This window comes from Streptomyces sp. DG1A-41, assembly GCF_037055355.1.
GTDB lineage: Bacteria > Actinomycetota > Actinomycetes > Streptomycetales > Streptomycetaceae > Streptomyces.
In genome coordinates this window covers 5,593,407-5,605,114 of sequence record NZ_CP146350.1, presented here as the reverse complement: position 1 = coordinate 5,605,114, position 11,708 = coordinate 5,593,407, and the positions used below count along the sequence as shown (strand labels likewise).

Genomic DNA, 11,708 nt, shown 5'->3' with positions numbered 1-11,708 from the left:
TCAGACAAACGGGGGTGATGGGGAGGCCCGGGGTTGCCGCGCGGCCGGTTCCCCCGGACGGCCCGCACCTGACAGCGGCGCTCAGCCCCTCTCAGCCCGTCCGGCGCTTGAGGACGAGGCCGCCCAGGCCCAGGCGGGGGCCCGGGGCGGCGGCCCCCGGAACTCGGGACGGGAAGGGGAGGCGGGGGCGACCCACCCACAGCAACCCCCACCCACCTGCACCCTCCCTCTCACTCAGCCGAAAACATTCCGCCAGGCCTCGGGGACGGCCTCCGCCACGTCATGCGCCCCCACCGGCGCCCCGTCCGCCGCCAGCCTCCCGGCCAGTCCGTGCACATATGCCCCGACACTCCCCGCGTCCACCGCGGAAAGCCCCGCCGCCAGCAACGACCCCGCCAGCCCCGAGAGCACGTCCCCGCTCCCCGCCGTGGCCAGCCAGGACGTCCCCGTCGGATTCACCCGCACCGCCCCGCCCCCCGAGTCGGCGACCAACGTCGTGGACCCCTTCAACAGCACGGTCGCCCCGTACCGCCCGGCCAGCTCCCGCACCGCCGCCAGCCGCCCGCCCTCGACGTCCGCCCGGTCGACCCCGAGCAGCGCCGCCGCCTCCCCGGCATGCGGCGTCATCAGCGTCGGCGCCCGCCGCGCCCGCACGACCCCCGCCTCGGCCAACCGCAGCCCGTCCGCGTCGACCAGCACCGGGACGTCGGCCGCCAGCACCTCCCCGACCGTCGCCGCGTCGTCCCCGGCCCCCGGCCCGACGACCCACGCCTGCACCCGCCCGGCATGCTTCGGCCCGTGGTCCGACACGAGCGTCTCGGGGAACCGTGTGATGACGGCGTCCCCGGCCGGCCCGACGTACCGCACGGCCCCGGCCCCGCCCCGCAGCGCCCCCGCGACGGCGAGCACGGCGGCCCCGGGGTAGCGCGCGGACCCGGCGGCGATGCCGACGACACCCCGCCGGTACTTGTCGCTCTCGGCCCGCGGCACCGGCAGCAACCGCTCCACGTCCGCGTGCTGCAACGCCTCCAGCTCCGGCTCGGCCGGCAGCTCAAGACCGATGTCGACCAGCCGCACCGACCCCGCGTACTCCCGCGCCGGATCGATCAGCAGCCCCGGCTTGTGCGTCCCGAACGTCACCGTCAGATCGGCCCGGACCGCCACGCCGCGCACCTCCCCGGTGTCGGCGTCGACCCCGCTGGGCAGATCGACGGCGACCACGGCGCCCCGCGACCGTTCGGCGGCGGCGGCCAGCGGCACCGCGTCCGGCCTCAGGCCGCCCTTCCCACCGATACCGACGATGCCGTCGATGACGAGATCCGCCCGCTCGACCAGCTCCTCGACGCCCCGCGCACCCTCGGTGCCATCGGCGCTCACGACCCGCCCCCCGGCCCGCCGCAGGACCGCGAGCCCCCCGGCATGAGCCCGCTCCGGCGCGAGCAACACCGCGGTGACACCGGCCCCGCGCCGGGCCAGCCGGGCCCCGGCGTACAGCGCGTCACCACCGTTGTCCCCGCTCCCGACCAGCAGCACGACCCTGCTGCCGTACACCCGCCCCAGCAGGTCGGCGCAGGCCGCGGCGAGTCCGGCGGCGGCGCGTTGCATCAGCGCCCCCTCCGGCAGCCGCGTCATCAGCTCCCGTTCGGCGGTCCTGACCGTCTCCACGCTGTACGCAGTACGCATGCGGTCGAGTTTCCCGTACGACCGCCCGGCCACTCCCCCGTATCTCGCGCAACTCCGAACCGTGTCGCATCCATTGACGCTTTGCCTGCCCTTTGCCAGACTCACCGGCCGCGCAGAAAGCGCTTGCACACCCCCCACGTTCGACGAAACCGAGGCCCCCATGGGACGCAGAGCCGCATTCCTCGCCGCCGCCGGTGCCACCGCCGTCCTCACCGCCGCCGGCACCCTGACCGCCCCCGCCACCGCCGCCCCCACGCGAGCGACGGCCTGCGGAGACGGCTCCTACCAGGCCGAGGCCGTGCAGAGCGGCAGCAACTGGACCGCCCGGCGCGGCAGCAGCACCGTCTACACCGGCACCGACATGCGCGCCGCAGTCCAGGCGGCCGTCAGCAGCCTCACGTCGGGCCGCACGTCGAAGGAACGGGTCGTGGTCCGCGGCTCGGGCTCCATCTCGGCGGGCTCACGCATCTCGCTCCCGAGCTACACCGTCCTCGACGTCTGCGGCACCATCAACGTCACCGGCAGCGGCTCCGGCGATCAGGCGCCGGTCTACTCCCGCGGCACGCGCGACGTGGAGGTCCAGAACCTCAATCTCACCGGCACCCCGCTCTACGGCATCTTCATGCGCAACGTCCAGAACGTCGTGCTCGGCCAGATAGACATGCGCCTCTCGCGCGGTTTGGGCGTCCGCATCGACAACCGCGGCGACACCAGCCAGTGGACGCGCAACGTCCGCATCGACAACGTCTACGTCTCCGGCGCGTCCAGCCACGCGGTCGAGACCTACGGCGTCGACGGCATCACCATCGGCACGGTCACCGCCCGCAACGTGGGCGAGTCCGGCCTGCTGCTCAACCAGACCATCAACGCCAACGTCACCAAGGTGGACGCGGAGAACGCGGGCACGGGCACCGGCTACGCGGCCTTCCGCATGGCCAACCGCAACGGCCGGGTCGGCAGCGGCTACCCGACCAACATCCGGGTCGGCGAGGTCATCGCGCGCGGCGGCGGACGCGGGGTGTTCTGCGTCTCGGAGAGCGGCGGGGCGACGATCAACAGGGTGACGATCTCCAACACCGGCAACAACTCGGTGCTGATCGAGAACTGCTACAACGTCACCCTCGCGGCGCAGAGCGGCACGATCACGGGCGGCGGCGAACTGCGCCTGGCCGCCCGCTCGGACTTCCCGAACAACAAGGACATCACCATCCAGAACCTGACGGTCACCAACTCGGCCATCAGGGAGAGCCCGTGCGGCGAGAACACGACGTTCCGCAACATCACGCGGGTGAACAGCAGCCAGACGATCTGCTGACACGCGCCCCCGAAGCCCTCGCCCTCATCCGGCGGGGGCTTCCCGCGCAGGCGGCTCAGCGCCTCCATGGCTTCGCGTTCGATACGCGCGATGTCGCAGAGGACGGCACCTGCCCGTCTGAGGCACTGCTCATCGCCCGACTCACCGGCGTTCGTGACGAGCGCTGCGACGTCCGTCCACAAGCCGGCCGCTTCCGAGTACAGCCTGTGGCCGGTGCGCAGATGGCCACTGTCGACGAACTGGGTGCATTCGGCGAGAAAGTCGCGGTATAGATTGCGGAACAGAGCACCGCCGGTGCCGGCCTTCTCCATCAGGAGAGCGGCCTGCGGCAGGTCCCGCCGGGGTGCGTCGGTGCGCTGGAGCCAGGCGGGTACGAGCTTCCCGGCCTTCTCGATGCCCCGGTGGCCGAGGTTGGCGATGGGCGGATGGAGGAACGCGTCGGCGCATTCGGTGATGGCCGGAACGATCCGGCCCTCCGGTGCGGGCGCCTTCCCCGGAACGGTGAGCGTGAACGACCGGTGCCTGGCGGTCATCGGTCCGCGCGCGGCCCTGGCCCGGGCGAGGCTGCTCAGGCTGGTGGACACCGCTCCGCCCTGCTGGCCGGTGTCCACCAGGTAGGCGTCGTGCTCGTCGTAGCCGTACAGGGCGACGACATGCCCGCCGAAGTGCACCTTCGAGGTGAAGTAGTCCAGGTGGTAGCTGTCGAGCTGGAGTCCGACGGGACGGCCGGCGTCGATGGCGGTCGCCACGTTCTCCCATGCCTTGCGGGCGGAGCCGGTCTCCTGGACCTCGAGCTCCAGATTCAGCCCGGCGGCCAGGTTCCTGGTGAGCTCGAAGGGCTTGACGCGCCCGCCGAGGAAGGGGAAGTCCATGTTCTTGCCGTCCCAGTAGATGAAGGACAGCCCGGCCCCGAGGCCGAAGAGCATGGGCTCGGACAGGTCGAGTCCCTGATGGCGCAGCAGCACGCCCAGAGCCGACGTCTCGCAGTGCCGCGTACCGCGGGGGTCGACACCTTTCACCGTGGTCATGCCATATCCTCCTGTCCCCCGGGCCCCGAATCACCCCTCCGCGATCACAACGGCCGAGGCGACACCCGCGTCATGGCTCAGGGACAGGTGCCAGGACCGCACCCCGAGCTCGGCGGCCCGTGCGGCCACGGTCCCGGTCACCCGCAGCCAGGGCTGCCCACTGTCCTCGGCACACACCTCGGCATCGGTCCAGAGCAGCCCGGGCGGAGCCCCGAGCGCCTTGGCCAAGGCCTCCTTGGCAGCGAACCGGGCGGCCAGGGAGGCGACACCCCGGCGTTCCCCGCTGGGCAGCAGCAACTCCCGCTCCACGAACAGCCGCTCGGCCAGCGCGGGCGTACGCTCCAGCGACGCCGCGAACCGATCGATCTCGGCGACGTCGATCCCGACCCCGATGATGCTCATGCCCAGCACCCTACGGTGAGGCCTCGTCATTTTCCCGAACGGTCGGGGCCACCCGCCGCCGCTCCCGGCCTCGGCGGCGCCGACTAGCATGATCAGCATGGAATGGGACGGCCTCACCGACCGCGAACGCTACGGGGACAGGTACCTGAAGGAGCGGGACCGGTTCTCGGACCTCGCCCGGGACGCCGACTGGGACGGCCTGTTCGAGGAGCTGGGGAAGAATCCCAGGCGGGTCATTCTCGCCCGGCCCGGGAACCGCAGCGGCTTCGCCCCGCTGCACCAGGCCGCCTGGCACGGAGCCGACACCGCCGTCGTCTCGCGGCTGATCGCGTACGGCGACTGGCGCACGCAGCGCACCCGCGACGGACGGCGCCCCGTGGACATCGCGCGGGAGCGGGGCCACTCGCATCTGCTGGAGCTTCTGGAGCCGGTGGCGGTGCGGCAGCTCCCCTGCCCCGTTGATGTGCTGGAGCACCATTTCCACGCGATGCTGCGGGAGCGGACCGGCAGCTGTTTCGACGAGATCGAGCATCTGCTGCCACCACTGGCCCCCCTGACGGAGGGTCCGGACGTGCGGGTCTTCTTCCGGGTGGCCGGCATGATGGGCGGATTCCACTACCGCCTCCACGCGGACATCGTGCACGTGAACGGCAGCTCGCGGATGGACGCCGACAGCGGGGACTTCTACCACGTGACCCCCGACGGCTGGACCAAGATTCCGTACAGCCTCAAACCACCGCCCCCCTGGAGCTTCCCTGACTGACGTCCCTCGCGCACTCACCTTCCCGACAGCAACCTTCACCCGCCTCCCACAAGCCCTCCGCACCGAACTCCCAGCGGACACCCCGCGAGCCTGAACTCCCCCCTCCCACTTGTACAGTTCGCGATGACCGCGATGAGCAAACGGCATCGCACCAAACGGGAGGACACAGCTTTGAAGTCCAAGTCTTTGGGCACCGCACTGACCACTGCGGCCCTCATAGGTACGGCCCTCACCGGCGCCGTCGCCACCGCAGGCACCGCCGCCGCGGCGACGAAGCCGGATTGCAGCAGCGCGCTGGTCAACGTGAAGCCCAAGGCAACCGTCAACATCCGCAGTGCGCCCAAGACGAGCGCCACGGCTCTCGGTACCTGGGGCAAGGGCCAGAAGGGCGGGGTCTGCTTCGGCGACCGCAAGCCCGTCACGGGGGGCAGCTACACGGCCTGCGGCAAGAAGAGCAACAAGTGGTACTTCGGCGGCCCCAACAGCACCAGCGTGGAAGGCTGGGTCCCGGCGACCTGCCTGCCCATCTGAGCCTGAGTACCTGACCGGCTGCTCAAGGGGCGAACGGCAACCGGCCGTTCGCCCCTCTTCCTCACTCCACCGTCACAGACTTCGCCAGGTTCCGAGGCTGATCCACCTCGTTCCCGCGAGCCGTCGCCAGCTCACACGCGAACACCTGGAGCGGCACCGTGGCCACGAGCGGCTGGAGCAGGGTCGGTGTGGCCGGCACCCGGATCAAGTGGTCCGCGTACGGCACCACCGCCTCGTCCCCCTCCTCCGCGATGACGATCGTCCGCGCACCCCGCGCCCGGATCTCCTGGATGTTGGACACGATCTTGTCGTGCAGCACGGACCGCCCGCGCGGCGACGGCACCACGACGACCACCGGCAGATCCTTCTCGATCAAGGCGATGGGCCCGTGCTTCAACTCTCCCGCCGCGAACCCCTCGGCGTGCATGTAGGCCAGCTCCTTGAGCTTCAGGGCGCCTTCCAGCGCCACGGGATATCCCACATGGCGGCCGAGGAACAGCACCGTGTTCTTCGAGGCGAGCGTGCGGGCCAGCTCCCGCACCGGCTCCATCGTGCCCAGGACCTGCTCCACCGCACCGGCGATCGAGGACAGGTCGCGGATCACCGCCCGGATCTCGTCGCCCCACTTGGTGCCCCGCACCTGGCCCAGATACAGGGCGACCAGATAGCACGCGACGAGCTGCGTCAGGAACGCCTTGGTGGAGGCGACGGCCACCTCCGGCCCGGCGTGTGTGTACAGCACCGCGTCCGACTCGCGCGGGATCGTCGAGCCGTTGGTGTTGCAGATCGCCAGCACCTTGGAGCCCTGCTCGCGGGCATGCCGCAGCGCCATGAGCGTGTCCATGGTCTCGCCGGACTGGGAGATGGCGATGACGAGGGTCTGCGCGTCCAGGATCGGGTCCCGGTACCGGAACTCACTGGCCAGTTCCACCTCGCACGGCAGGCGCGTCCAGTGCTCGATGGCGTACTTGGCGATCATCCCGGCGTGGAAGGCCGTACCGCACGCGACGATGACGACCTTGTCGATCTCCCGCAGCACCCCCGCGGGGATCCGCACCTCGTCCAGGGTCAGCGAACCTGAGCCGTCGATACGGCCCAGCAGCGTATCGGCGACCGCCTTGGGCTGCTCGGCGATCTCCTTGAGCATGAAGTAGTCATAGCCCCCCTTTTCCGCGGCCGACGCGTCCCAGTCGACGTGGTACGAGCGGACGTCGGCCGGGCGGCCGTCGAAGCCCGTCACCGTCACGCCGTCCCGGCGCAGCTCCACGACCTGGTCCTGTCCCAGCTCGATCGCGGACCGCGTGTGGGCGATGAACGCGGCGACGTCCGAGGCGAGAAAGGCCTCGCCCTCTCCGACGCCCACCACCAGCGGCGAGTTCCGCCGCGCGCCCACCACCACGTCCGGCTCGTCGGCGTGCACCGCGACCAGCGTGAACGCACCCTCCAGCCGCCGGCACACCAGCCGCATCGACTCGGCGAGGTCCGCGCACGACGAGAACTCCTCGGCGAGCAGGTGCGCGACGACCTCGGTGTCGGTCTCGGAGGCCAGCTCGTGCCCCCGATCCTCCAACTCGGCCCGCAGCAGGGCGAAGTTCTCGATGATGCCGTTGTGCACCACCGCGACCCGGCCCGCGTTGTCGATGTGCGGGTGGGCATTGGCGTCCGTCGGTCCGCCGTGCGTGGCCCACCGGGTGTGTCCGATGCCCGTCGTACCGGCCGGCAGCGGCAGGCCGTCCAGCTCCTTCTCCAGGTTGAGGAGCTTCCCGGCCTTCTTCCCCGTCGCCAGCCCACCGTCGGCCAGGACGGCGACACCGGCCGAGTCGTACCCCCGGTACTCCAGCCGCTTCAGCCCGGCCATGACGACTTCCAGGGCCGACTGCGGCCCCACGTATCCCACGATTCCACACATGGGCGGCAGCTTAGGGTCGATTCCCGCGCCGAACCGGCCGTAGCGTGCCCGAAATCGGAAATTCCCACCGGGGTACGAGCCCCTCGGCTCTCAGACCTTCGCGCGATACGCCCTCATGGCCAGCGGATAGAACACCAGCGCGATCCCCGCCGCCCACACCAGCGACCACAGCACCGGCTCCGCCACCGCCCCGCCCAGCAGCAGCCCGCGGAACGCGTCGGACAGGTGCGTGACCGGGTTGACGTCACTCCACGCCTGGAGCCAGCCCGGCATGGTGTCGACGACGACGAAGGCGCTGCTGGTGAAGGTGATCGGGAAGATGAGGGTGAAGGCGAACGCCTGCACCTTCTCCGCGTCACCGGCCAGCATCCCGATCAGCACCGCGCTCCACGACACGGCCGCGGCGAACACCACCAGCAGCAGCGTGCCGAGCAGGAAGCCGCCGAGCCCGCCGGTGATACGGAAGCCGAGGGCCAGTCCGAGGCCGATCATCAGCAGCATCGCCCACACATGCTTCGCGAGGTCGGCGGTGATCCGCCCGATCAGCGGGGCGGAGCGCGCGATGGGCAGACTGCGCAGCCGGTCGAAGACACCCTTGGTGAGGTCGGTGTTGAGGGCCATCGCCGTGTACATCGTCATGAACAGGGTGTTCTGCACGATGATCCCCGGCAGCGCGTACTTCAGATACGCGTCGGGCGATCCGGCCATCTGCCCGCCCAGCACGTACGTGAACAGGAACACGAACATGATCGGCGTGATGCTGTAGTCGACCAGTTCGAGCGGGTTGTGCTTGACGGCGACCAGGCTCCGCCAGGCCATCGTGAAGGTCTGCCGCACCCCGGCGAGGGGCGGCACGCGGCCCGACGCGGTGACCGGTGCGGTGATGGTGGTGGCGGTCATGACCGGCTCACCGCCTTCTCCAGCTCGTCGTCCTCCCGGACGGCCGCGCCGCCGTCCTGCTCGGGCTCGCCCGGTTCGGCCCGGTGGCCGGTCAGGGCGAGGAAGACCTCGTCGAGCGAGGAGCGGCGCAGGGCCAGCTCGCCCACCCCGATCCCCTCCCGGTCCAGCGAGCGCACGACGGCCGGCATCAGCTCGGGGTCCTTCACCGGCGCGGTGATCACCTCGCCCTCGATCCGGGCCTCCGGGCCGGCGGCCCCGGCCACCAGCGCGTGGGCCCGCGCGAGGTCCTGCCCGAGGATCGGCCGGAGCTCCAGCACCTGGCCGCCGACCTGGGCCTTCAGCCGGTCCGGAGTGCCCTCGGCGATCACCCGGCCCTTGTCGATCACCACGATGTCGTCGGCGAGCACATCGGCCTCGTTCAGGTACTGCGTGGTCAGCAGGGCGGTCGCACCGTCCGCGACCAGGCCGCGCAGCAGGTCCCACAGCTCGCCACGGCTGTGCGGGTCGAGGCCCGTGGTCGGCTCGTCGAGGAAGAGGATGCGGGGCCGCCCCACCAGGCTGGCCGCGAGGTCCAGGCGCCGGCGCATGCCTCCCGAGAACGTCTTCGCGGCCCGGCCGGCCGCGTGCGTCAGCTGAAAGCGCTCCAGCAGCTCCCCCGCCCGCGCCTTCGCCTCCCGCCTCGGCAGACCGAGCAGCCTGCCGATGAGCAGCAGATTCTCCGTGCCGGTCAGGTTCTCGTCGAGCGCCGCGTACTGCCCGGTCAGCCCGACCATGGCCCGTACGACCCCGGCCTCCCGGACCACGTCGTGGCCGGCCACCCGGGCCCTGCCCCCGTCCGGGCGCAGCAGCGTCGCGAAGATCCGCACCGCCGTCGTCTTCCCCGCGCCGTTCGGGCCGAGCAGCCCGAGCACCGTGCCCTTGCGGGCCGCCAGGTCGACGCCGGCCAGCGCCTCGGTCTCCTTGAACCGTTTGACCAGGCCTTCCGCCTCTATCGCATACGTCATGGGTCACCCCTCGGCGTTCCTGGACCCCGGCCTGGGCCCACCCTTCCGACAACTGTGACGCACGGCACTGACATTCCTCCCCCATGTCGTTTTTCTCTCAAATGGGAGGACCCAAGGACCCTGCGTGACGGATCCCACCTCACGGTCCGTTCGTACGCCCGTAACAATGGACTGTGATCTCTCCGGTCTCCTCGATACCCCGGAGCGCCCACCGGCAGCGGCCGGAGGCGACTCCCTACGTCGACCTCACCCGAGCCGAGTGGAGCGCGTTGCGCGACAAGACGCCGCTGCCGCTGACGGCCGAGGAGGTCGAGAAGCTGCGCGGTCTCGGTGACGTCATCGACCTCGACGAGGTGCGGGACATCTACCTCCCGCTGTCCAGACTCCTCAATCTCTACGTCGGTGCCACGGACGGCCTCAGAGGCGCGCTCAACACCTTCCTGGGCGAGCAGGGCTCCCAGTCCGGCACCCCGTTCGTCATAGGAGTCGCCGGCTCGGTCGCCGTGGGCAAGTCGACGGTCGCCCGGCTCCTCCAGGCCCTGCTCTCGCGCTGGCCGGAACACCCGCGCGTCGAACTGGTCACCACCGACGGCTTCCTGCTGCCGACCAAGGAGCTCCAGGCCCGCGGCCTGATGTCGCGGAAGGGGTTCCCCGAGTCCTACGACCGCCGCGCGCTGACCCGCTTCGTCGCCGACATCAAGGCCGGAAAGGACGAGGTCACGGCCCCCGTCTACTCCCACCTGATCTACGACATCGTCCCCGAAAAGAAGCTCACGGTCCGCCGCCCCGACATCCTGATCGTCGAGGGCCTGAACGTCCTCCAGCCCGCCCTCCCCGGCAAGGACGGCCGCACCCGGGTCGGCCTCGCCGACTACTTCGACTTCAGCGTGTACGTCGACGCCCGCGTCGAGGACATCGAGCACTGGTACCTCAACCGCTTCCGCAAGCTGCGCGCGACGGCGTTCCAGAACCCGTCCTCGTACTTCCGCAAGTACACCCAGGTCTCGGAGGAGGAGGCCCTCGACTACGCCCGGACGATGTGGCGCACGATCAACCAGCCCAACCTGGTCGAGAACATCGCCCCCACCCGCGGCCGCGCCACCCTCGTCCTGCGCAAGGGCCCGGACCACAAGGTGCAGCGCCTCAGCCTGCGCAAGCTGTGATCCCCGGGGGAAAGACCGGTTAGATAGCCGTCATGCTTCACTTGCGCCTGATCACGCCGTCCGGGAAGACCGACGACGTGGTGCGGCTGATCGGCAGGACGGTCGGCACCACCCACCTCGTCGTGCTTCCGGACTGCGCCCGCGACCCCTCCGGGGACGTGGTGATGTGCGACGTGGCGCGCGAGGCGGGCGATGAACTCCTCACCGGCCTGCGGAAGCTCGGCATCGACACCAGCGGTTCCATCGCCGTCGAGGCCATCGACCTGTCGCTGTCCGAGCGGGCCGACCAGGCCGCGGCCGACGCGCCCGGCGAGGGCGCGGACGCGGTCCTGTGGGAGCAGCTGACCGACGCGACGCACGAGGAGTCGACCCTCTCCGCCACGTACCTGGCCTTCATCACGCTCGCCACGATGATCGCGGCCTGCGGTGTGGTCCTGGACAACGCGATCCTGATCGTGGGCGCCATGGCGGTGGGCCCGGAGTTCGGGCCCCTCGCCGGCATCTGCACCGCCATCGTCCGCCGCGGAGCACACCTGGCCCTGCGCTCGCTGATCGCCCTCCTGGTGGGCTTCGCGGTGGCGATGGCGGTGACGGTCGGTTTCAGCCTCTTCATGGACGCCGTCGGGCTGTTCACGGAGGCCAAGCTGGAGGGCGCCCGCCCCAACACCGGCTTCATCTACGCCCCCGACTGGTTCTCCTTCGTCGTGGCGGTCCTGGCCGGCATCGCGGGCACCCTGTCCCTGACCTCCGCCAAGTCGGGCGCCCTGGTGGGTGTGGCCATCTCGGTGACCACGATCCCGGCCGCCGCGAACGCGGCAGTGGCCCTGAGCTACGGCGACACGCGCCAGACCCAGGGCTCCACGGAACAACTCCTGCTGAACCTGCTGGGCATCATCGTCGCCGGCACGCTGACCCTGCTGGTACAGAAACGGCTCTGGTCCAAACAACGCCGGCAGGTCAGCAGGCCTTGAGGGGCGCGGGGCTGTCTCTCTGTGCGGCTCCGCCGCGTG

General features: G+C 70.8%; 10 protein-coding genes and 1 pseudogene. 5 read left to right on the top strand and 6 right to left on the bottom strand.

Going from position 1 to position 11,708, the window contains the following annotated elements; all coding sequences use genetic code 11:
• Positions 1-234 precede the first annotated feature (234 nt).
• A complete protein-coding gene (locus tag V8690_RS26365) occupies positions 235-1,683 on the bottom strand; it encodes an NAD(P)H-hydrate dehydratase (RefSeq protein ID WP_338782564.1) in 1,449 nt (482 codons plus the stop codon).
• A gap of 160 nt (positions 1,684-1,843) precedes the next feature.
• Between V8690_RS26365 and V8690_RS26360 the strand changes: the two genes are divergently transcribed.
• Positions 1,844-2,998 (top strand): hypothetical protein, encoded by a 1,155-nt coding sequence (locus V8690_RS26360; protein WP_338782562.1) that lies wholly within the window; start codon positions 1,844-1,846, stop codon positions 2,996-2,998.
• Between the two features lie 44 nt (positions 2,999-3,042).
• Here V8690_RS26360 and V8690_RS26355 read toward each other — a convergent pair.
• Together V8690_RS26355 and V8690_RS26350 are read right to left on the bottom strand one after the other, a co-directional pair.
• A pseudogene (locus V8690_RS26355) lies at positions 3,043-4,026 on the bottom strand (BtrH N-terminal domain-containing protein); the annotation flags it as partial.
• A gap of 30 nt (positions 4,027-4,056) precedes the next feature.
• Positions 4,057-4,428, bottom strand: a complete 372-nt coding sequence (locus V8690_RS26350) for a holo-ACP synthase (RefSeq protein ID WP_338782561.1) — start codon at positions 4,426-4,428, stop codon at positions 4,057-4,059.
• Between the two features lie 97 nt (positions 4,429-4,525).
• Between V8690_RS26350 and V8690_RS26345 the strand changes: the two genes are divergently transcribed.
• Together V8690_RS26345 and V8690_RS26340 are read left to right on the top strand one after the other, a co-directional pair.
• A complete protein-coding gene (locus V8690_RS26345; protein ID WP_338782560.1) occupies positions 4,526-5,191 on the top strand; it encodes an ankyrin repeat domain-containing protein in 666 nt (221 codons plus the stop codon).
• Between the two features lie 132 nt (positions 5,192-5,323).
• A complete protein-coding gene (locus tag V8690_RS26340; protein WP_338782559.1) occupies positions 5,324-5,722 on the top strand; it encodes a hypothetical protein in 399 nt (132 codons plus the stop codon).
• A gap of 61 nt (positions 5,723-5,783) precedes the next feature.
• On the opposite strand, the gene glmS is transcribed toward V8690_RS26340, so the two are convergent.
• The 3 genes from glmS to V8690_RS26325 form a co-directional block, all read right to left on the bottom strand.
• Positions 5,784-7,631, bottom strand: a complete 1,848-nt coding sequence (glmS, locus tag V8690_RS26335; RefSeq protein ID WP_338782558.1) for a glutamine--fructose-6-phosphate transaminase (isomerizing) — start codon at positions 7,629-7,631, stop codon at positions 5,784-5,786.
• A 90-nt stretch (positions 7,632-7,721) separates the two neighbouring features.
• Entirely contained in the window at positions 7,722-8,531 is an 810-nt protein-coding gene (locus V8690_RS26330; protein ID WP_338782557.1) for an ABC transporter permease, read from the bottom strand.
• Positions 8,528-9,535, bottom strand: coding sequence for an ATP-binding cassette domain-containing protein (locus V8690_RS26325; protein ID WP_338782556.1), 1,008 nt, complete (start codon positions 9,533-9,535; stop codon positions 8,528-8,530). The genes V8690_RS26330 and V8690_RS26325 overlap by 4 nt, the downstream gene beginning before the upstream one ends.
• A 173-nt stretch (positions 9,536-9,708) precedes the next feature.
• Between V8690_RS26325 and coaA the strand changes: the two genes are divergently transcribed.
• Entirely contained in the window at positions 9,709-10,698 is a 990-nt protein-coding gene (gene coaA / locus V8690_RS26320) for a type I pantothenate kinase (protein ID WP_338782555.1), read from the top strand.
• A 32-nt stretch (positions 10,699-10,730) separates the two neighbouring features.
• Positions 10,731-11,669 (top strand): DUF389 domain-containing protein, encoded by a 939-nt coding sequence (locus V8690_RS26315; protein WP_338782554.1) that lies wholly within the window; start codon positions 10,731-10,733, stop codon positions 11,667-11,669.
• Positions 11,670-11,708: the final 39 nt, after the last annotated feature.

Coding starts and splice junctions, on each gene's coding strand:
- V8690_RS26365 (WP_338782564.1), bottom strand. CDS start 1,683: ATGCGTACTGCGTACAGCGTGGAGACGGTCAGGACCGCCGAACGGGAG.
- V8690_RS26360 (WP_338782562.1), top strand. CDS start 1,844: ATGGGACGCAGAGCCGCATTCCTCGCCGCCGCCGGTGCCACCGCCGTC.
- V8690_RS26350 (WP_338782561.1), bottom strand. CDS start 4,428: ATGAGCATCATCGGGGTCGGGATCGACGTCGCCGAGATCGATCGGTTC.
- V8690_RS26345 (WP_338782560.1), top strand. CDS start 4,526: ATGGAATGGGACGGCCTCACCGACCGCGAACGCTACGGGGACAGGTAC.
- V8690_RS26340 (WP_338782559.1), top strand. CDS start 5,324: ATGAGCAAACGGCATCGCACCAAACGGGAGGACACAGCTTTGAAGTCC.
- glmS (WP_338782558.1), bottom strand. CDS start 7,631: ATGTGTGGAATCGTGGGATACGTGGGGCCGCAGTCGGCCCTGGAAGTC.
- V8690_RS26330 (WP_338782557.1), bottom strand. CDS start 8,531: ATGACCGCCACCACCATCACCGCACCGGTCACCGCGTCGGGCCGCGTG.
- V8690_RS26325 (WP_338782556.1), bottom strand. CDS start 9,535: ATGACGTATGCGATAGAGGCGGAAGGCCTGGTCAAACGGTTCAAGGAG.
- V8690_RS26315 (WP_338782554.1), top strand. CDS start 10,731: ATGCTTCACTTGCGCCTGATCACGCCGTCCGGGAAGACCGACGACGTG.